At 35.2% G+C, this 22,366-nt stretch carries 17 protein-coding genes, 1 tRNA gene and 1 pseudogene; 12 read left to right on the top strand and 7 right to left on the bottom strand.

Annotated features, from left to right (window positions below):
- Window positions 1–328: pseudogene (locus FLS47_RS19130) on the bottom strand (IS982 family transposase); the annotation flags it as partial.
- Window positions 329–399: 71 nt separating this feature from the next.
- Complete coding sequence (locus FLS47_RS19050; RefSeq protein ID WP_149914490.1) at window positions 400–531, bottom strand: DUF4372 domain-containing protein; 132 nt, start codon at window positions 529–531, stop codon at window positions 400–402.
- Window positions 532–787: 256 nt separating this feature from the next.
- Between FLS47_RS19050 and FLS47_RS11330 the strand changes: the two genes are divergently transcribed.
- On the top strand, window positions 788–1,624 hold the full coding sequence (locus tag FLS47_RS11330; RefSeq protein WP_149914477.1) for a glycoside hydrolase family 43 protein: 837 nt from the start codon (window positions 788–790) through the stop codon (window positions 1,622–1,624).
- A gap of 315 nt (window positions 1,625–1,939) precedes the next feature.
- Complete coding sequence (locus FLS47_RS11325; RefSeq protein ID WP_149914476.1) at window positions 1,940–3,007, top strand: fatty acid desaturase family protein; 1,068 nt, start codon at window positions 1,940–1,942, stop codon at window positions 3,005–3,007.
- Between the two features lie 49 nt (window positions 3,008–3,056).
- Here FLS47_RS11325 and FLS47_RS11320 read toward each other — a convergent pair whose 3' ends face one another.
- The 4 genes from FLS47_RS11320 to FLS47_RS11305 all read right to left on the bottom strand — a co-directional run bounded on the left by FLS47_RS11320 (window position 3,057) and on the right by FLS47_RS11305 (window position 9,591).
- Entirely contained in the window at window positions 3,057–4,034 is a 978-nt protein-coding gene (locus FLS47_RS11320) for a cytochrome C (RefSeq protein WP_149914475.1), read from the bottom strand.
- Between the two features lie 192 nt (window positions 4,035–4,226).
- On the bottom strand, window positions 4,227–5,462 hold the full coding sequence (odhB, locus tag FLS47_RS11315) for a 2-oxoglutarate dehydrogenase complex dihydrolipoyllysine-residue succinyltransferase (RefSeq protein ID WP_149914474.1): 1,236 nt from the start codon (window positions 5,460–5,462) through the stop codon (window positions 4,227–4,229).
- Between the two features lie 65 nt (window positions 5,463–5,527).
- The gene (locus tag FLS47_RS11310; protein ID WP_149914473.1) at window positions 5,528–8,266 is read right to left on the bottom strand and encodes a 2-oxoglutarate dehydrogenase E1 component; all 2,739 of its coding nucleotides are present in this window, start codon (window positions 8,264–8,266) and stop codon (window positions 5,528–5,530) included.
- A gap of 140 nt (window positions 8,267–8,406) precedes the next feature.
- Window positions 8,407–9,591, bottom strand: a complete 1,185-nt coding sequence (locus FLS47_RS11305; RefSeq protein WP_149914472.1) for a deoxyribodipyrimidine photo-lyase — start codon at window positions 9,589–9,591, stop codon at window positions 8,407–8,409.
- 177 nt (window positions 9,592–9,768) lie between these two features.
- Here FLS47_RS11305 and FLS47_RS11300 point away from each other — a divergent pair, with 177 nt between their 5' ends.
- The 7 genes from FLS47_RS11300 to FLS47_RS11270 all read left to right on the top strand — a co-directional run bounded on the left by FLS47_RS11300 (window position 9,769) and on the right by FLS47_RS11270 (window position 17,465).
- Window positions 9,769–10,629, top strand: coding sequence for a hypothetical protein (locus FLS47_RS11300; protein WP_149914471.1), 861 nt, complete (start codon window positions 9,769–9,771; stop codon window positions 10,627–10,629).
- Window positions 10,630–10,698: 69 nt separating this feature from the next.
- Window positions 10,699–12,537, top strand: coding sequence for a UbiD family decarboxylase (locus FLS47_RS11295; protein ID WP_149914470.1), 1,839 nt, complete (start codon window positions 10,699–10,701; stop codon window positions 12,535–12,537).
- A 385-nt stretch (window positions 12,538–12,922) separates the two neighbouring features.
- A complete protein-coding gene (locus FLS47_RS11290) occupies window positions 12,923–13,609 on the top strand; it encodes an ATP-binding cassette domain-containing protein (protein WP_149914469.1) in 687 nt (228 codons plus the stop codon).
- Window positions 13,610–13,661: 52 nt separating this feature from the next.
- Window positions 13,662–14,144: a hypothetical protein gene (locus FLS47_RS11285; RefSeq protein ID WP_149914468.1), complete on the top strand. Its 483-nt coding sequence runs from the start codon at window positions 13,662–13,664 to the stop codon at window positions 14,142–14,144.
- A 101-nt stretch (window positions 14,145–14,245) separates the two neighbouring features.
- Window positions 14,246–14,623 (top strand): fluoride efflux transporter CrcB, encoded by a 378-nt coding sequence (gene crcB, locus FLS47_RS11280; RefSeq protein ID WP_149914467.1) that lies wholly within the window; start codon window positions 14,246–14,248, stop codon window positions 14,621–14,623.
- 59 nt (window positions 14,624–14,682) lie between these two features.
- Window positions 14,683–15,696, top strand: coding sequence for a hypothetical protein (locus FLS47_RS11275; protein WP_149914466.1), 1,014 nt, complete (start codon window positions 14,683–14,685; stop codon window positions 15,694–15,696).
- A gap of 116 nt (window positions 15,697–15,812) precedes the next feature.
- On the top strand, window positions 15,813–17,465 hold the full coding sequence (locus tag FLS47_RS11270; RefSeq protein ID WP_149914465.1) for an ABC1 kinase family protein: 1,653 nt from the start codon (window positions 15,813–15,815) through the stop codon (window positions 17,463–17,465).
- A 20-nt stretch (window positions 17,466–17,485) separates the two neighbouring features.
- On the opposite strand, the gene FLS47_RS11265 is transcribed toward FLS47_RS11270, so the two are convergent.
- Window positions 17,486–18,532, bottom strand: a complete 1,047-nt coding sequence (locus tag FLS47_RS11265) for an alpha/beta hydrolase (RefSeq protein WP_149914464.1) — start codon at window positions 18,530–18,532, stop codon at window positions 17,486–17,488.
- Window positions 18,533–18,694: 162 nt separating this feature from the next.
- Here FLS47_RS11265 and FLS47_RS11260 point away from each other — a divergent pair, with 162 nt between their 5' ends.
- The 3 genes from FLS47_RS11260 (at window position 18,695) to FLS47_RS11250 (ending at window position 21,728) form a co-directional block, all read left to right on the top strand.
- Window positions 18,695–20,992 carry a TonB-dependent receptor gene (locus tag FLS47_RS11260; RefSeq protein WP_188347418.1) on the top strand — a complete coding sequence of 766 codons (2,298 nt, stop codon included), beginning with the start codon at window positions 18,695–18,697 and terminating at the stop codon, window positions 20,990–20,992.
- Window positions 20,993–21,004: 12 nt separating this feature from the next.
- Window positions 21,005–21,607, top strand: a complete 603-nt coding sequence (locus FLS47_RS11255; RefSeq protein WP_149914462.1) for a hypothetical protein — start codon at window positions 21,005–21,007, stop codon at window positions 21,605–21,607.
- Between the two features lie 49 nt (window positions 21,608–21,656).
- Window positions 21,657–21,728, top strand: a tRNA-Arg gene (locus FLS47_RS11250).
- The last annotated feature ends 638 nt before the right edge of the window (window positions 21,729–22,366 follow it).

Raw genomic sequence — 22,366 nt, 5'->3', positions numbered from 1 at the left:
CTGTACAAGAACCCGAACAACAGGTTTTCAGAAACATAGTTAAGGGCATAATCACAGTCTGGCTAAGTTCTACAAAACGATTGTAAGAAACTGTCTTAGGGAAATCTTTGTTCATGTGGCGCTGTACGTAAAATATGTAATAATGCTTGAAACATTTAAAGCCACTAATCTGAAATAATAGTAGGATACTAATGATCTCACTATTTGACATGGTTGCTGGTCGTCTTGAAGCCTTCCCAATGATGAAGTTTTTAGTGTTTTTTTCAAAGTTCTTGCAAAACTCATCAACTATGCAGAAAATATCGGTAACTTTATCGTATGTAATCATGGTCTGGTATATTGTTAAATATTTGAATTTCAGATACTTAAATATAAACATTTACCACCATGATTGCAATTTTAAATAGAATTAATAATCGAATTCAGGTTACTCACAAAGTGTGTCCAACTATTGATCCCTTTGTGATGTTTGTCGGACTGATATTGTTGAACCAATTTGTTAAAAATATTGCGATCTACAAGCCCTAAAATCTAAGAAAATACGTTTATATTTACCATTGCGGTAAAATGATTTTAGCGAATTAAAGATAGCAATCCCTGCTATATAAATCCACCGCCATTTTTCCAATTATTTAGGACGGTATTGCATTTAAGTAACATTACAAATACATAAAGAAATAAAATAACCTCCAAAAGATATATTTTATAGTTTTGATAAATTTTAAAAAACAAAACTTAATAAAATAACTAATAAAACAAAAACTTAATAAAATATCAAGCAAAAAAAATGAGATCTGTAATTTTTTTAATCATCACATTGTGTATACTGACTAATGTATATTCTCAAGAAAAGTACACATTCATGGATACAGATGGCAAACACATAAATGCACATGGAGGTGGTATATTATTTCACAATGGAACATATTATTGGTATGGTAAAATAAAAGAAGGTGAATCTTACAGTATGCCTTCAGGCTCACGTCGGGTTGATGCTGGAGGGGTATCTTACTATTCATCCAAAGATTTAAAAAATTGGAAAAATGAAGGTGTCGTATTGGCTGCAAACACAACTGACCCTAACCACGATTTACACATATTTAAAGTCCTTGAAAGGCCAAAAGTAGTCTACAATAAGAAAACTAAGAAATATGTATTGTGGATGCACGTCGACTCTGAAGACTACAGTTATGCTCGATCAGGTGTTGCCGTTAGCGATAAAGTAACAGGACCATTTACGTATATCGAAAACTTACGACCGAATGGCTATATTGCACGAGATATGACGGTATTTGTGGATGATGATGGTAAAGCGTATCATTTTTTCTCCTCAGAAGACAACAAAACAATGCATATTGCTTTATTATCCGACGATTACCTTAAACATACAGCTACTTATAAAAGAATTTTTATCGAGAAAAGTCGTGAAGCCCCTGCTGTATTTAAATACAAGAAAAGGTATTATATTGTGACATCTGGCCTTACAGGCTGGCCCCAAAATGAAGCTAATTATGGCAGTGCGGATGAAATATCAGGCGACTGGACAAACTATGGTAATCCATGTAAAGGCAAAGACACTTATATCACCTTCTCAAGGTACTTTTGTAATTCCTGTGAATACTAAAAAAATAAATTCATTTTCATGGCCGACAAATGGAATGAAAGTGACTTAAAATCCTCGACTTACCTTTGTAAAACATTATATGTCAATAACAAGAATGAAGTTGTTATAGGTGAGGATGAAGAATAATTTGACTGTTTAATTATATGTAAATCGCAGAGCTGGACGTTACTTTTACGCTCTGCTTTTCTTTATAATCAGCTACAGTAAAACACTAAATTTTTGTTAAATAAATTTAAATATGATTTCTGTTTTGTATATTTAAATAATTAACGTGCGGAAGTTATGTTCCGTTATTCAACACAGTCAAAAATTAGAATGACTCAAACAATTAAATTCAACCAGAAAAATTCATTATTCTCCAAAAGTCTTAAACAGAAAACGAATAATTATTTCAGTAGTAACTTTACTAAAAAAACAGGCAACAGAAGAATTTTCATTAAAGCATCTGTCCTCTTAATCTCATTTGCTGTATTATATAGCATTTTAGTCTTTGTCCAACCGCAATGGTTGATCAGCATTCTACTCTGTATGATCTTCGGTGTCAACCTAGCCGCTATTGGATTTAATATCATGCATGATGCGGGACACAATTCATTCTCAGAGAATAAAAGACTGAATACAGGCTTATCTTATAGCCTAAATTTGCTGGGTGGTAATATATTTTTTTGGAAATTAAAACATAATATTGCGCACCATACTTATACCAACATTGATGGCGAGGATCATGATATTGAAGTAAAATTCATGCGTATACACCACGACCAAAAGTTAAAGAAACATCATAAATACCAACATTTATATTTTCTAGGATTGTACAGTATTTCGTATTTGGCATGGATATTCTATCAAGACTATGAGAAATATTTTAGACAGCGTATGTCTCCAAATGCGGATAAATTTAATTTTCCATTGAAGGAAAAAATTATTTTTTGGTCTTCGAAAGTATTTCATTTTATCTTATTCCTTGTTATCCCTATCATGGTATTGGGATGGGCAAAAGCGTTATTGGGATTACTAATTTCAGCTATTGTATGTGGATTATGTTTGGCTATTGTATTCCAGTTAGCCCATGTGGTTGATGGCACTCACTTCAAATCAAACGAAGTGGTAGAAGAAGAATGGATGATTCATCAATTGCAAACGACGGCTAATTTTTCAACGAAGAGCAAAGTTTTGACTTGGCTTTTGGGTGGATTGAATTTTCAGGTTGAACATCACTTATTCCCTAAGATAAGTCATGTACATTATCCCGAACTAAACAAGATCGTTAGAGAAACTTGCCAAGAACACAACATTCCTTATATAGAATACAAAACATTTTGGCAGGCATTCATGTCGCACATACGCGTGATTAAATTCATGGCAAAACCGACTGCCGCCTAAAACTCTAAGGTACTAAAGAAATCAAGCTTTAATACCTTTTTTTATCCTATCACATTTTATACGGTTCAAACTTAACCACTATGTTATCTTTCGGCTCTAAACTATTTAAATAGTCGTATATAGCTTCCAAATTCGACACTTTCATACCAACATACATCGTCCAAGGCATAGGTGTATTCCAATCTGTCGCGTTTAATTTTTCAGCTGCATACGTGCTATCTACATAATGTTTAAAGCGATTTACAAAAGTTTCCTTTGTCGAAGACCCAATTCCATTTGTCTTGTGCATAGTAATATTTGGACCACGGATTATACCTGCAGGCTGTTGAAATTCCATACCTCCACCGTATTTTGTACCCTTTATCAAAGCTCCTTTATCAGTTTGGCTATGACAATGCACACATCCGGACGCATTAATTACATAAGCTCCATTTGCTACACTATCTGAAGGGCTAGGAATCTCTGTTAATGAAGCAATTTTAGGAGAAAGATTGACCAAGATATTCACTGGAAAGTCTAATTCTCGCTCTGGAACTTCTGATTCTATATGTTCGAGAGTACGCAAATACACAATTATGCTATAAATGTCTTTTTTATCCATAGTGCCATAATTGTGATAAGGCATCACCGAGAACATAGCCTTTCCGTCTTTATTGACACCAGAAGTAATTGCTCTAAAAATTTCTCCATCAGTCCATTCGTTTAAACTGTGTGGCGTGATATTGGGTGAATAAGTTGTCCCTGGAAAACCCATATCAGTACTAAAGAGCTCACCGCCTGCCTCTAAATCAACTGCTAAGGGCGCAGAAAATCTTGTCCAATCTCGAGTGCTGTGACAATCCATGCAGACAGTGACGTGGTTTGCCAAATATTTACCACGTTCGATTCGTTCCGCTGACGAATCAACTGTTAATGTAGGTGCAGGTCCGACATTTGGTAAAAAATAAATGAGATACGTACTCGCAAGGAGGAGGATAAGGAGTACAAAGCCAATTACGGCTAATAGTACTTTTAAAATTTTGTTCATAATTTAAGGTTAGATGGTCAGTCTATTAATTATAGCTAACAAAGTAAATTTACTAAAATTATTATATTATTAATATTGTTTTTAATATATAATTAATTTAATAAATTATTTACATTTACTATCTCCTTAAATAAAGAAGCCCTATTCGATGAAAATAGGGCTTCAGATTATATTATATAAGTTTTTTATAACTTACACTTCTAATAATAAACGAGCAGGGTCCTCTAATAGTTGTTTAACACGAACTAAGAAACTTACTGACTCACGACCATCGATGATACGGTGATCGTATGATAACGCGATGTACATCATCGGACGGATAACCACTTGACCGTTTTCAGCGATAGGACGTTGCACGATATTGTGCATACCCAAAATTGCTGATTGAGGAGCGTTGATAATTGGAGTTGACATCATTGATCCAAATACACCACCATTAGTGATAGTAAATGTACCGCCAGTCATCTCATCAATAGTCAATTTATTGTCTCTTGCTTTAGTCGCTAGAGCGATAATTTCTTTTTCAATTCCTTGCAAAGAAAGTTTGTCCGCATTACGAATAACAGGAACTACTAATCCTTTTGGCGCAGAAACAGCAATAGATACATCAGCGAAATCAGAATATACAATTTCGTTTTCTTCGATACGTGCATTAACTGCAGGCCATTCTCTCAATGCTGTAGTCACAGCTTTAGTAAAGAATGACATGAAACCAAGACCTACACCGTGTTTCTCTTTGAAAATATCTTTGTATTTAGCTCTCAAGTCCATGATAGGCTGCATGTTTACTTCATTGAACGTAGTCAACATTGCAGTTTCGTTTTTCACAGAAACTAAACGCTTAGCGATAGTTTTACGTAAAGAACTCATCTTCTCACGACGCTCATTGCGCTCACCAGTTACTGTAGGCGCTGGAGCCGGAGCTGATGTTGCAGGTTTTGATTCTGCTTTAGGAGCTGCTGGTTTAGCTTGTGCTTTCTCTGCATCTTCTTTAGTAATACGTCCGTCTTTACCTGTACCTTTTATAGTGGAAGCATCAATACCTTTTTCTCGTAAAATTTTTGCCGCAGCAGGAGAAGCTGTGCCAGCCGCGTACGAGTCTGGATCTTCTGATGCTTCTTGCGCTTTAGCTGCTGGAGCAGCAGATTCTGTAGCTACAGGAGCCTCCGGTTTTGCGTCACCAGCAGGAGCATCACCATCTTCGATGGTACATACTACAGCACCGATCTCTAACGTATCGCCTTCTTGTGCGATGATACGTAGAACACCAGCTTTCTCTGCAGGTAATTCAAATGTAGCTTTGTCTGATTCCAATTCAGCGATGTTTTCGTCCATTTCGACGTAATCGCCATCTTGTTTTAGCCATTGGGCTAATGTTACTTCGGTGATCGATTCACCAACGGTAGGGACTTTGATTTCTAAGCTCATGTGTTTATTCTTTAAAACCAACGTTGTAATAGTACTCTATTACAACGCAGGTCTTTTATTTTTGTTTATGCAAATGCTTTATTAATAATTGCTTCTTGTTGCGCAACATGTTGTTTCATATAACCAGTCGCAGGGCTTCCACTTTCGTTTCTCGCAATAACATCCGTGAATTCGATATCCGTTCTTCTAAATTTGCGGCAGAAATGAGGCCATGCACCCATATTCTCATTTTCTTCTTGTACCCAAATGAACTCCGTAGCTTTATTGTATTTTTTATGAATAGCTTGCAATTGTTCTACAGGCGACGGATATAATTGTTCGATACGAACGATAGCAATATCAGTGCGTTTTTCAGCTTGCTGACGATCCAATAATTCGTAATAAATTTTACCTGAACAAAATAATACACGCTTAACTGACGCCGCTTTTACTGAAGTATCATCAATTACTTCCTGGAAATTAGTTGTTGTAAAGTCAGCTAATGGAGAAACTACTTTAGGGTGACGCAATAAACTTTTTGGTGTAAAAACTACCAAAGGCTTACGGAAGTCACGTACTAATTGACGACGCAACAAGTGGAAATAGTTAGCTGGTGTAGTACAATTTGCAATGATTAAATTATCATTTGCACACAATTCTAAGAATCTTTCGATACGACCCGAAGAGTGCTCTGGACCTTGACCTTCCATACCATGAGGAAGCATCATCACCAAACCATTCGAACGTTTCCATTTCGTTTCGCCAGAACTTAAATATTGGTCAACTACGATCTGTGCACCGTTATAGAAATCACCAAATTGTGCTTCCCAAACTGTCAAAGCTTGTGGATTTGCCGAAGCATAACCATATTCAAAACCTAAAACACCATACTCTGATAGTAATGAATTGTAGATATTAAATTTATCACCGCCTTTGATTTGAGCCAAAGGTGCATATTTCTCTTCTGAATCTTCTAAAGTCAATACCGCATGACGGTGTGAGAATGTACCGCGTTGAACGTCCTGTCCAGAGATACGTACGCGTTTACCTTCATTCAACAACGTCGCGTATGCCATCAATTCACCCATTGCCCAATCGTATGAGTCTTTTCCGATCATCGCAGCACGGTCTTCGTACAATTTTGAAATCTTACGGAAAATCTTCTTGTCTTTTGGCAATGATGTAATTTCTTTGGCTAGCGACAAGAAAGTCTTGTCGTCTACTTTTGTGTCAACTGGAACGAAAATATCCGCTTTTTTAGCTGGACGTAATCCTTTCCATGCACCGCCAAACATTGGAACCTCTTCCACTAAAACTTCTACAGCTTTCGCTTCTTCCAATTGTGTTTGCAAATAGTCTTTGAATTCTTTCTCAACTTGCTTAGCATATTTGGCATCAATAGAACCTTCTGCTTCTAATTTTTTCGCATACACATCTTTTGGATTTGGATGCTTTTCAATTAGTTTGTACAATAATGGTTGAGTGAACTTTGGTTCATCCGCTTCATTGTGACCGAAACGACGGTAACACAATAAATCAATAAACACATCAGTTTTATATTTTTGACGGTATTCTACCGCTAAATTGATTGCATATACTACCGCTTCTGCATCGTCACCATTCACATGGAATACAGGTGAAGACGTGATTTTCGCTACGTCAGTACAGTAAGTTCCCGAACGCGCATCTTTGTAGTTCGTCGTGAAACCTACTTGGTTGTTGATCACAATGTGAACAGTACCACCAGTTTTGTAACCGTCCAATTTCGACATTTGAGTAACCTCATATACAACACCTTGACCTGCAATAGCTGCATCACCGTGAATTAAGATAGGTGCAATTTTTGACGAATCACCATCGTATTTCATGTCAATCTTAGAACGAACCATACCTTCTACGATAGGATCAACTGTCTCTAAGTGTGAAGGATTTGGAGCTAATGACAAGTGAATTGTCTTACCACTGTCCGTTGTGATATCAGAAGAATAACCTAAGTGATATTTAACGTCACCGCCAAATTGTAATTCAGGATCTTCTTGTTTATACATTTTACCTTCAAATTCAGATAAAATGGTTTTGTAAGGCTTACCCATGATGTTTGCTAATACATTCAAACGACCACGGTGCGCCATACCGATCATAAATTCTTGAATACCTAATTCAGCACCTTTTTCCATTACAGAGTCTAATGCTGGCACTAAGCTTTCTGCACCTTCTAAAGAGAAACGCTTTTGTCCTAAGAATTTTGTTCCTAAGAAGCTTTCAAAAACAACAGCTTTATTGATTTTTTGTAAAATACGTTTCTTTTGCTCTACAGAATATTTAGGTTGGTTGCGATCCGCTTCCATGCGCTCTTGCAACCATTTAATTTTTTCTGGATTACGGATATATTTGAATTCAGCACCAATCGAACGACAGTATGTATCTTCGATTAATTGGCGAATATCACGTAATTTTGCTGGACCAATACCGATCTCAATACCTGCATTGAAAACTGTATCCATGTCTGCTTCTGACAAACCAAAAGTTTCTAATTCTTTGCCCGGATAATATTTACGACGCTCACGAACAGGGTTTGTTTGGGTGAATAAGTGACCACGATCTCTGTAACCATGAATCATATTCAATACATTGATTTCTTTTAAAGCGTGCTCTGAAACATTCTCATCCTCAATAACTACGCCCTCAGAACTCTGACCAAATTCAAAGCCTTCGAAAAATTTTTGCCATCCAAAATCTATCGAGTTTGGATCTTGTTTGTACGCTTGATATAAGCCATCAATATAACTTGAATCGGCATTACTCAAATATGTAAGTTTGTCCATTATAATATTACAGTCTATATAATTCGCCAAATTTATGAATTAATATGCAGTTATTTGTATTGAAATTGAAGATTTTGGAGCAGAAAAAGCAAAGTTTTAACTGTTAAAATATTTTTGACTTTTATGAATAATTTTTAGCTTCAAACTTCCTGTTCTTTGGTCTTTTTTATCCTTAACCAGTCCGCATCTGACTTATTGTTTTTCAAACTTGTCCCCTCACCTGCAATATGCGACCAAAAACCATAAATAGTAGCAGGCGCATAATCCACCAATTGTTTTTCGAAAAATGCTGCTCCTGTCAACCAAGGCTGCTTAAGTTCATGGATAAAATATAAAGCTAGATACTCACGTTCTGCACGAGTAATCATACCTTCATTATTTAGACGCTCAATCAAAGAATTAATCTCCAAGTCTTCGGTTTTTCCATCTACAAATGACTGAATCGCTTGCGCATCTTCTTCATGTTGTTCAGCAGATTTGAAATAACAGTTGGTAAATTTCTTGAGCATGAAACGGTAGTAATCGCGCCAAAGCAAGCCTTCCATGACCAAACTAAGTTTTTTCTTATTTTGTGTGTTTTGATGTGCTGTAAAGAAATGAAAAGCTTGTGCAGGCGACAATACGCCATGCGCTAAATACGGCGACAACACCGTATACAAATCTTTATGTTTATCTGGTTCTACCAACACCGCATGCATTGCTTTTTGAGCTGCCAATTCTCCATATGATGCCAAATCATCATTCACCTGAAATGGAAAATCAGTTTTCTCCAAATGTGGTGGTATGGCTATTTGTTTTACATCAGGAAGACAAGCACGAACAAAACTTTCTTTAGCTACTTTTTTCTTAAAAGTATTGAAATCATTAGGAATATCCTTTATTGGGAAAGGTAAGTCTTCTTTATGGTACATGGTGTGACCGATAAAATGCTTTAAATTGCGCTTCACCTGCCATAGTGACTCCTCGACAAGCTCAGAAACACGTGTCTCACGACGTGCTACTTCACGGTGATGATAGACTTCATCCACTTCATACTTTTGCACCAATTTCGGAATGATTTCTTCGGGATAACCTTCATAGGTCAAGAGGTCACCACCTAGAGATTGTAATTTTTCTTTTAATGCCGCGACAGAATGCACAATATAATCGTGTCTTAAATCGCCTGTATTAGAAAAGCCCTGTTTTCCTACGGCATAATATCGCGGATCGAAAATATAAACAGGAATTACAAAAGTTGATTTTTCAACGGCTGAAAATAACACCTCATTATCAGATGTCCGCAAATCGTTTCGAAACCATACCAATATAACCTTTCTGCTCATCATAAAATCGTGCGAAGTCCCTCTTAATTTAGAATGTTAATGCGTAAAGATATTGTATTTATATGTATAATCGAACTTACGTAGACCAATATTACACTATTCTAACAATAAAAAAATTAAAACAATACGTTATTTAAATCGGTTATCTAAGATAAATAAACAATTTCCTAACTTCGAAAAATGAATGTTATTACCTGTGGACTTAATTCATATCTTGGCAAAGCTTCATTGCATTATCTATATGATGTCAACTTCCAAACGCACGGAATTGTTCGCGATCAAAACTTATTAATAAGTAAACTAAAAATACCTACGCAAACACAACTTTATAATTTTGATATAGTACGCTACACTCCACACAGTATTAATCTTAGTCTCTCTGCCTGTAAATTGGCTATTTATTTCACACAAACCCCAGAGCTTAATGACATTTTTGGAGCTAATTATGAATTGTTGTCCATTCGGAATTTCATTCAGTTTTCTAAAAGAAATAATTGTAACCGCATCATCTATGTAGGCACGATCTATGACAGAAAATTCTTATCAGAAATAGAAAAGCTCTTTATAGAATTTGAGGTGAATTTTACTATTATCCTTAAAGATGTTGCCATTGGAGAAGGAACTTCTTTTAATGATTTTATGGACAAAATGCTTAAGAATAAAATTATCTTTCTTTACAAACCACAAAAAAACGTGAGTTTTAGTCCTATCCATTTAGAAGATTTTATGAATTGGATCAAAAGTGTAGACTGGAATTCTAATTACAGCAATGAATATGTAGAATATACAGGCGCTAATAGAATGGAGATTGAACAAGTCATGAATCTTTACCAAGATAATCTGTCTGCCCACAAGAAACATAAGATTATTCCTATCGCAAATAAAAGAATTGCTAAGATTTTCAATAAATATTTTTCGGGGGTATCGTATGATCAATATGCCGAATACATCTCTGAGATAATTGATCGTTCGGATATTGCGAATATCAAATCAGTCAAAAGTGACATAATAGTATCATCTTCCACCGTTACGCGCTTTTAACAGAGTCTATAAGTACATATAAAGTTAAATAATCTCTTATTTTTGCAATTCACAAACACTTCGAAAATTATGGGATACCCAAGTTTAGCAGCATGTGTAGCTGACTTAGAGAAACACGGACATTTGGTACGAATCAAAGAAGAAGTAGATCCTTATTTGGAAATGGCAGCCATACACATGCGCGTTTATGATGCGCAAGGACCAGCTCTATTGTTTGAAAATATAAAAGGCTCTGAATTTCCTGCTGTTTCTAACTTGTTTGGAACACTTGATCGTTCGAAGTTTATGTTTAGAGATACGTTGGATCACATCAAAAAATTAGTTGATGTGAAAATGGATCCCACCGCAGTATTAAAAAATCCTTTTCAATATATTGGTTCTTCTGCTGTTGCTTTAGGTGCCTTACCATGGAAAAAGAAATCCGGAGCTCCTATTCTTTACGGTAAAACGCAAATCAGCAAGCTACCTCAAATAGTAAACTGGCCGATGGACGGTGGCGCATTTGTGACGATGCCGCAAGTATATACCGAAGATGTGACCAAGCCAGGTATTATGAAAGCGAATTTGGGTATGTATCGCATTCAACTTTCGGGTAATGAATATATCCAAGACCAAGAAATAGGTTTACATTACCAATTGCACCGTGGAATTGGTGTTCACCAACAAAAAGCGAATGAATTAGGCAAGCCTTTGAAAGTAAGTATTTTCGTAGGTGGCCCTCCTTCTCACCCACTTTCAGCAGTGATGCCTTTGCCCGAAGGTCTATCTGAAATGATTTTCGCGGGTGCTCTGGGCAACAGAAGATTTCGCTATTTCTACGATGAAAAAGGTTTTTGTATTTCGGCGGATGCTGATTTCGTAATCACAGGTACGGTCTATCCCGGTGAGAACAAACCTGAAGGTCCTTTTGGTGATCACATCGGCTATTACAGTTTGATTCACGATTTTCCGCTGATGAAAGTTCATAACGTGTACCACAAAAAAGATCCAATTTGGTCATTTACGGTTGTCGGACGTCCACCGCAGGAAGACACGAGTTTTGGCGCATTAATTCATGAGATAACAGGATCAGCCATTCCGCAAGAAATAAACGGTTTGAAAGCTGTTCATGCTGTAGATGCCGCAGGTGTGCATCCTCTTCTATTTGCTATTGGACGTGAATCATATACACCCTATCAAACTGTTGAGCGCCCTCAAGAGATATTAACTATCGCGAATCAAGTGTTAGGTAAAAATCAACTGAGTTTAGCGAAATACTTAATCATAGCAGCAGCGGAAGATAATCCTAATTTGGATATTCACGATGTGAAAGGATTTTTCACTCATATTCTAGAGCGCATCGATTTAACACGCGATTTACATTTTCAAACGAACACAACCATAGATACATTGGATTACACGGGTGATGGCTTGAATGCTGGATCGAAAGTCGTATTTGCGGCTGCTGGTTCTAAAAAAAGAGAATTAGCAAAAGAGCTCCCTACAGGATTTGAGCTTCCACAACCTTTTAATAAGACAAAATTAGTGTTACCAGGAATTATTGCCGTTGAAGGGGCTGATTTTACTTCTTATGACAATGAAGAGAGCGTATTAGAAGCATGGACAAACGCGGCTAAAGACATAAACTTTGAAGGAATCCAGTTGATTGTCTTAGTCGACAATGCTGATTTCACAGCTGCTAATGAAAATAACTTTGTGTGGGAAACATTTACTAAGTCAAATCCTGCATATGATATTTATGGTATTAAATCGTTTACCAAATTCAAACACTGGGGATGCGAAGGACCTGTAATTATTGACGCACGACGCAAACCGCATCATGCACCAGACTTGATAAAAGACGAAACTGTGGAGCGAAATATCGATAGATTATTTGCAAAAGGTGGTTCATTGCACGGAATTGGATAATAAAAAACAAATAACAACAACGCCAGCAAAATTTTGCTGGCGTTGTTGTTATTATGCAGATTGTTAAATACTGTGAAAATAAAAAATCATATTTTCCTATTTCATAATTTTAGGTAAATAACCTAAGTATGAAAGTCTACTGGTTTGCATACCGACAACTCCTATTTATTAATATTGCCATTTCTGCTGTATTAAGTTTTGGTTCGAGTATATACTTCCCTTTTGTGTTCGCCTCATTTGGTTACATCTGTACAATTTTGTTACACCAATTCTTCTATAAAAATTCCTGGTTAATGTATTTCAATATTGGGTATACAAAAACTAGTATATTAATGGGAACATTTTTCATCAATCTTTTTATAGCTATCGCATTATCTCCTATATTATGGATTCTCTAGAAAGACAACTTTATGTAGATTCTGTAGAGTTTTCCTACAACGCTCATATCCCCGTATTGACGGGAGTACATATTCAATGTGAAATTGGCGAAATTGTAGGTTTGTTGGGTAGAAATGGTTGTGGTAAATCCACTTTGCTAAAAATTATTTTTGGTCTGGTAAACCCTAAAAATGCTTTTATCCGGATAAATAATAAAAGATATAAAAAAGGGTATTTGTCCAAAAATATCTGTTATCTCCCACAACATAATTTCCTGCCAAACTATTTAACTATTTCAGCGGTGATAAGATTAATGGTAAAGGATCTTACTAAGCAGAATGCCTTACTTGAACAGGATGAAATTATTAGCAAAATTCGACATCAAAAAGTAGCTGATTTGTCAGGTGGTGAAAAACGTTACGTAGAATTAATGCTACTATTGCAGCAGGACGCAGATTTCTATTTATTAGACGAACCATTTTCAGGTGTTTCACCCTACGTACAGGCTCAAATCCAACAAGTAATTTTAGCAAACAGCAACGATAAAGGATTTATTATTTCAGATCACCATTACCACACGGTTTTAGGTATTGCCACGCGATTAGTACTCTTACAAAACGGTGGATGTCGAAAAATTGAATCCAAAAAAGATTTGGAAATGTTTTATGTACCTGAAGGAACATTTGATGAATAACATATCGAATAGATTTATTTAAATTTAATCAACAGTTATAAATAAAAAACAAATGAAAATTGTCTTATATATTTTAATTAGTACATCTCTATTACTAAGCTGTACAACAGAAAAACATGTATTAATTGAAGGAGACCTTTATTTCAAAATCATTAATTATCCGACTTTTTATGGTGCGCCAGATAGTCTAATATTCAAATTTGTACGTGAATTAGAGACTGTAAACAAAGACTCACTAAAAGAACAAGATAAGGAACAATGGAACTTGCTTAAGTTTATGTATGAAAAAAAGTTAATGGAAAAACCCTATATCAACCTTAAACAAGATAATGGAGAGATTGCAATGCTTTATCTCGACTCTATCGATTTTGACAAATTAAAAAACTATAACCATCACGATTTACTTAGGGAAAATAAAAAGATTAGAATAATCACAAAAGCTTTACCTGTAAAATACGAGTCTTGGAATGCCTATGAAAATTTGAATATAATTTCCATAAAAAAAATTGATGGAGAGACGGAATGGATGAAATAAAATATAAACAAATCATTTTCAAAATATAAGCTTCAGTCTCTTGCCTTGTTTTTCTTATATTCGAATCATTATTAGTAATATCGTAGTACATAAAGAAAGTCATGATAAAAGCAATAATTATGGTTGGACTTGGAGGTGCACTTGGCAGTATTTTACGTTACTTGACAGCTGTACTTGTAAATAAGCATTTCCAATCCGCTTTTCCATTAGCCACATTTGCTGTAAATATTTTAGGATGTTTAATCATAGGTGTGTTATTAGGACTTTTCGAAAGACAGTATTTAACAAATCCTGATTTTAAGTTATTATTGATTACAGGTTTTTGTGGTGGATACACCACATTTTCGGCATTTTCAGCTGAGAACATACAATTATTAGAGTCGGGACAAACTTTGACAGCCTTTCTTTATATTGGAGCAAGTATTTTCATCGGTTTGTTTGCACTCTGGCTTGGACTTAGTATAGTTAAATTGTCCTAAAAATAACTATCCATTTTAATAAGGGAACTTTTTCTATTTTTGTCTTAAAGACAAATAAAATGACGCTATCCAAATCCGCTGTTACTACATTATTTCTATTTACCGTTGCATTTGTTCATAATTTACTTGGGCAAGAAGTGGGGACAAAAATTGATTTTTTTGGGTATGCGGACAATAGAGAATACAAAGCACCATATACAACAGACAAAACGTTTTTCGGAGCCATTATTTCACCTCAAATCTACTTAAAGCTAGATCAGAATCACAAAATCATCGGTGGTATCCATTACAATCAAGACTTTGGCATCAACTCTGAGAATAAAAATAAAGTAAACCCTATTGCTTACTACAATTTTAATTCAGAACGAATAGATTTTGGAATTGGTTTTATACCGAGACAAGAAAAACTTAAGAATATTCCATTACTTATTTTATCAGACACATTAAACTATGATCGACCTAATCTAGAAGGTATGTTTTTCAATTACCGAAACGACAACGTTTCGCAATCCATATTTATAGATTGGTTGAGCAAACAAGGTGCTGAAAACAGAGAAAGATTTATTGCAGGCATCAGTGGAAATTACAAATTTGGCAAAGCTTATTTTGCAAACGATGGTACACTTTACCACAATGCACTTACCAACACCAATAATCCTGATGAGCACATCCAAGATAATGCTGTATTAGTACTAAGATTAGGATTGGATTTTAGTGAAAATACGCTTCTGGATTCACTAACAATTGATGCCGGAACAGTTTTGGGCTTTGACCGTGTACGCACAGAATATTCCAGCAACAGCAAAGCTTTTATCAGCAATATTCATTTGACCTACAAGAAGTTCTTTATACACAATACCCTGTATTTAGGTGAAGCCATTAATCTACCTTATGGAGATTCTTTTTATCACCGCGACAGATACAACCGTCTTGACTTAGGTTGGGTTCCTTTCAAAGGCAAAAATATAGATGGTAAATTCACGGCATCATTTCATTTCCGAGAAGGCGGAATGGACAATCAACAAGCGTTCACTCTACGTTACCGATTTGATCAATCCCTTTGGAAGAAATAAAAAATTAAGCTTTCTAAAACCAAATCCAACATCTCGTTATTAATTAAATAACAATAATTAATGACAAATCACTTACTTGAAAAATTGTATTTTAGTAAGAATCAATACTAGTAGATATGGATGGAATTCTCGATAGACAAAAAGCAAAATTGAAAAGGGCAGCCAAGCTCATGCAAATATTGACGAAATATGGTTTCGAAGATTTCAAATCCAAATTAGACAGCTCGAATAGTACGACCAGCAATGGTGATAAAATGGCTCAAGATGCAGCTTTTTACGAACGTGTTCGACGTGCTATCGAAGAATTGGGACCTACGTACGTAAAGTTTGGGCAAACACTTTCTACTCGGGAAGATTTATTCCCTACGGCTTTAATTAAGGAATTTAAGAAACTACAGGATAATGTCCTTCCTGAGGAAATTGATTTGATCAATCATTTGGAAGAGGAATTGGAAATTTCCGCAGCTGATTATTTTACGGAAATTGAAAATGTACCTATCGCATCTGCATCTATCGCACAAACCTACAAAGCAACTTTGCAAACTGGCGAAGACGTTATTCTAAAAGTAAAACGTTCTGGAATAAAAGAAATCGTGCGCGCTGATTTGCTATTGATGAAGGACATCATTGAATTACTTACGAATTACTATTCTGTCGTTCGTGAAATCAACTTAATGCATGTTTTCGATGCTTTTGCCAAAAGTTTACAAGAGGAACTTTCATTTAATAATGAACAGAAGAATATTCAACTGTTTGCACGCAATTTTAGAGGGAATGCAGACATCGAGACGATGAAAGTTTATCCGGAATTGAGCAATGATAATATTTTATGTATATCATTTATTGACGGAGTCAAAATCAACAATAAAGAGGCTATTACAGCTTTACACCTTGATCCAGAGGCGATATTAGACAAATGCTTTAATCTGTATTTGACACAAATGCTGGAACATGGATTTTTTCATGCAGACCCTCATCCAGGCAATATTTTAGTAACTAGATCTGGTAAAGTTTCTTTTATAGACCTGGGCGCTGTCGCCAAAATGTCTCCACACGACAAGGAACTTTTGGAAGATTTTGTGGTATATTTTATTTACAAAGACGCTACTCGCCTAGTCAATACATTAAAAAAAATGGCATTGCATGTAGACATCAAAGATGAAAAACTACTTGTTCGCGCTTTTCAAGAATTGTTGGACATCATCAATACGCATTCGCTTGAAGAATTGGACATTAAAGCACTGTTTAGTAAATTTTCACACTTGCTGAATGACAACAATATTATAATGCCCGAGCACATTTACTTGCTCGTAAAGGGTATTGTACTGATGGAAGGAATAGGACGAGAATTGTCGCCAAGCCTCAATATTGTCGACAAAGTAAAACCCTATATCACAAAAATTGCTACCCATCGCATTTCACCAGAGAAACTGTTGGAAGACAATATCGGTACGCTATGGGAGATGCGTCGATTGCTGCACACTGCTCCACAATCACTCTCTACCATGGTCGATAAACTCAATCAAGGCGAATTTAAGGTTGCTGTAAATCATCGTGAATTTGAAAAATATAGAACACAGGAACAACGTAATAATTCGTTAAATAGATTGCTATGCGTGTCTACTGCGCTTTTTATTGGTGGTTGCTTATTGGTAAATACCGCACAAACTTCATATTACGGAATCGCAATCATATCTTGGATTTTATGGATTATATCACTATTCATATTTGGGTTAATGCTCTTAAAAAAATACAAGTTGAACAGTTAAGTAAATGCACATAAGTTGTATTACTTCTTATTTATTTTATATTTTTTGAGGATGGTATTAAAATTTCGGTCATTGATGTAATGTATAAAATGGTGCGATCTCAATCCTGAAAAATCTGTCCTATTCAAAAATTTATAAGACTTGGACAACTCTTCGTAAGAATCACTTTTATACCCCAAATCAGTAGGATTTAATTTATTTGACAACCATCCCACCACTTTTTTCAACATCAAATCTGTTTTATTTGTAGAAATATGAAATGACTTCAACTGAGGAGTGAATAGAACACTAAATGTACTGTCTTCATGTTTTATTTCAAAATCAGCCTTGCCTATCGCGGGTGCCAAGGCAATAGCGTAAATTTTATTTTTCTGATTACGGATAAGGTCATTTTGAAGACTAGCGGTATCTACATAATGGTTTTCGACGATATCAGACATTTTAGTACTATCGATAGGTGCTGAGCTCAGTGCAGACATTATCACCGAAGCTCCCCGACTATGTGATATCAAATAGACTTCTTTATTTGACATCGTATTCAGTATTTTGCGCAAAGCAAATTTACCAACGTACTGGGAATAATCTGAAGCTGTAAACCATGTTTTCAAACTTGAAAATGGATTTTTTGTATACAATCCGTCCCAATAAAACTGAATGACTTCATCAGAATTTGTTAAATTTATTTTTTTCTGAATACGTTCATAATTTCGTGTTACCTCTTTTGCTTTCGCATTGAAGCCATGAATTAATATAAACACGCGCTTTTTGGATTGTAAATGATTCCTCAAAAGACGTAAATATTCTTTCTCAAATTTTTCCAAATCTTTCGACAAGGATTTTTCTTCAGCTAATTTACTCAATGAATACGCATTCTTTCTTCCATTTCGTGGTGGCACACCATAGACATTAGTCCAATCGTTTGGATAAAAAGAACCATATTGATCTACAAATGCAATAGTCGTTCTTGGTGGAATCTGACGATTCGGATTTGCAGTAATAGGCGCATTATGCTGAATACCACATGAAGTACAAACTAAAAAAAGCAGGCAATAATAGAAAAATCTCATACAATGTAGGTCATAAATAGTCAGATTTGTTCAAAATCCAACTATTATACAAATAACAATAAAATATGTTTTGGAAAACTTTATGCAACAATGATGTATTTAATTTGCAACATTGATGCATTTGTTTTAATTTTGCAGCATAGTTGCAACATAAACAAACAGATGATTCGAGTTTTACTTCTTTCCTTATATACGTTTTTACTATCGCTTGGCGCATTAGCGCAAGATAAAATCAATATTTCTGGAAAGGTATTGAATGAAAACACACAAGAAATCGTTGTTCACGCTTATATAAAAATCGGGAATCAAATCACGGTTTTATCCAATCATCAAGGTGAATTCCATCTGCATAACTTGCCAAAAGGTACTTTAAACTTAGATATTTCACACATTGCCTATTTACCACAAAAACTAAGTATTGAGCTCAATAAAGACAGTATTTTTAATATTTACCTGACACCCAAATCAATTGGACTGGATGCTGTTGATATTCAAAAAACAGGCTTAACAAATTCTACACATAGCCTCCAAGCCGAGCAACTAATAGAGAGTCAAGGTAAGAACTTAGCAGAAGCTTTATCGGATATTTCGGGCGTGAGCATTTTACGCACAGGAGCAACTATCGCAAAACCAATGATTAACGGTTTATATGGCAATCGTATCATCCTACTAAATAACGGCACACGACACGAAAGCCAACAATGGGGATTGGACCACGCGCCAGAAATTGATCCATTTGCACATCAAAAGATTTCTATACTCAAGAATGCTGAAGCACTTCGCTATGGTGCAGATGCGTTAGGTGGATTGGTTAAATTGGAACAAAACGATATTGTTAAAGATAAGCTAGTAGCCGGTGCTGTTAATATTGGAGCAAATAGTAACGGAAGAGGTGTGTATTTAAATACACAATTAGAGGGAACTAAACAGAATTTCTCTTACCGTGCGGGTATTACAGGAATAAAAGCTGGAAATTTAAAAACACCTGATTACTATATCGGTAACACAGGAAAAAAAGAATTAAATGGCAACTTATTGTTAGGATATAAAAAAGAAAAGCATGATTTTTCAGCTTTTTTCAGTTATTTCGGAACGGAATTAGGTATTTTTCAAGGTGCACATGTCGGCACTAAGGAAGATATCTTTGCACGCATTGCTCACGGAAAACCTTTTGATACGTATGACTTTTCTTATGAAATTTCTGCGCCAAAACAGCGCGTATCACATCAACTTGCTAAACTTGGTTACACTTACAATCTTGATGATAACCAAAAAATTGAAACATATTATAGTATTCAACAAAATCATCGTCGTGAATATGACCTCCGTCGTGTCCAGTCTGACGACACGCCGATGGCGGATATTGTGTTAACAACACAACAAGCGGAAGCAATTTATAAAAATAACTATAGCCAAATCGGTATTTTTGGATCTTTGCAAATAAACAATAATATAGCAGGCACAGGTACTACCCCTATCATTCCTAATTTTGACAACCATAATATTGCATTGTTTGCAAGTCATAAGATTAATTACGGACGAAACCACGTAGAGATAGGCGCACGATACGATTATAAATACTTCGATGCGGCTGGTTATCGTTTTGCATACGATCAAATGAATGCTGATGGATCTATCCCACAGTATTTGCTAAAAGATCAAAGACATTTTAATAATTTCTCGGGAGTTGTTGGAAACTCATTAGCAATCAATCAGCATTTGACGTGGAAAAGTAACTTGTCTTTGGCGTGGCGCGCACCTTCAGCAAGTGAATTGTATAGCGATGGAATCCATCACGGTACTGGAACTTATGAGATTGGAAACATTAATCTGGAGTCTGAAAAAGGCTTGAAATGGTTGAATACTGTACAATATAAGAATAAATGGCTTGTAGTGAATGCTGATTTATTTGGTCAATTTATTGACAATTATATTTACAGCCAACCTAATCCTGACTCGGTCAGACAAACTATTCGTGGTACCTTCCCTATTTTTCAATATCAACAAGACAATGGAATTTTTTACGGATTAGATTTGCAAGCGAATCTTAATATGCACAAGAATTGGAATTATGAGCTGGCATTCTCTTCTGTTCGCGCAAAGAATACTTCGAAAGATACCTACTTACCTTATATCCCTGCGGACAGAATCCAACAAGCTATTGCTTATAGAATTTTGTTGAAAGACAATGACGCTTACTTAAAAATCAAACATCAATACCAAGCGAAGCAAGATCGCTACGAACCCAATTCTGACTTTGCAGCACCTCCTGCAAGCTATCATACATTTGATGTATTGGCAAATATGAGTTTCAGAACACCGAATGCAAACAAAATCGGCTTGCTTTTTTCTGTAGAAAACATTTTCAACACAGCATATAAAGACTATTTAGATAGATTTAGATATTACACACATAGTCTCGGCAGAAATACATCTCTAAAAATTAATTATACATTCTAATACGTACATATTATGAAAAATTACATTTTACTAGCCCTAATTAGTATTTTTACTTTTTCATCTTGTAAAAAAGATGATCCAGTTCAAGAAGTAGATCAAGAGCAATTGAGTACAGCTACACTTATCTTTACACCTGTGGATAAAGAAATTAAAGATGGTAAAACAGTCTACACTCCTAAACTAGATGAAGAGGTGCATACGATGAAATTTGAAGGACCGTCTTACTTACCTGAAGTTGGCGCACATCTGCACTTACATGTTGGTGAAACCTATAAGTTAGAATTAAAAACCACAGATTTTGCAGGAAGAGCTTCTGAACAAACATTCTTAAACCGTCATGAAAATCACCAGGCTTTCTTGATTGGTGCAAATAACACAGAATTAGAGTTGGAATATGGAGATGAAACCAATGTAGGTATTACCGCTTACATCACGGTGAAAAAAGAAAAAGATTCATTTGTACTGAACTACATTATGCGTCATTTAAGACCGAATGTAAAACAAAATATCAAAGCAACAGATTGGAACAATGCGAACTACACGCAATTCACAGGAGACAATGATTTAGACTTGAAATTTGAAGCACACTTTGTAGAAGAGGGACACGGAGATTAATATCAAAAACTAATTTGAGTTTCGCATAAAATTGATACTTTTGCGAAACGCCTGCGTAGTTCAATGGATAGAATATCAGATTCCGGTTCTGACGATGTGGGTTCGAATCTCGCCGTGGGCACAAAAAGAAGCTCATTTACATTTCGTAAATGAGCTTCTTTTGTTTTAAAATAAAGTGAGATTGATTATTTGGTTAGGTTATACCCAGCCTAATAATATATAAGTATTAAGTAAAAAAGAAAAAGCCTAAGAAATTCGAGCGAATTCTTAGGCTTAAAAAACCTCTTTATGAGGTAAATCAACCTAAACCTCAACAAAGGTAATAAAATAATTTATTAAGTTCCAAATACTTACTGCAAAAAATATTATTTATTTAACTATAGGTTCATTAATATTCTGGTTATCAAGCAAATAAATTAATAAAAAAAAAGGTTTTCAAACGGGGAGAATGAAAACCTTCGATAACCAATTATAAACCTAAATTATGATACACCAAAGATAGTGTACTTTTTACACATACGCAAGTCATTTATAGAAATATTTTTGAATCGAAGATTTTTTGTCACAAAATATACGCTAACAAAGTACTCGCATGAAGAATACACAGACTGAAAATTTCCAAGTTCATCCTAAAATAATGGGTGTAAAAGCTAAAATCGACGATTTATGGTTCATGCAATATTGCTTTATTGCAAAATTAAAATGAATAATGTAACCAAATTCAGAATGTAACTATTTTGATACAATTTAAAATTCATT

This window comes from Sphingobacterium cavernae (assembly GCF_008520265.1).
GTDB lineage: Bacteria > Bacteroidota > Bacteroidia > Sphingobacteriales > Sphingobacteriaceae > Sphingobacterium > Sphingobacterium cavernae.
The sequence above is the reverse complement of the archived record's forward strand: the minus strand, read 5'-3'. Positions and strand labels throughout refer to the sequence as shown.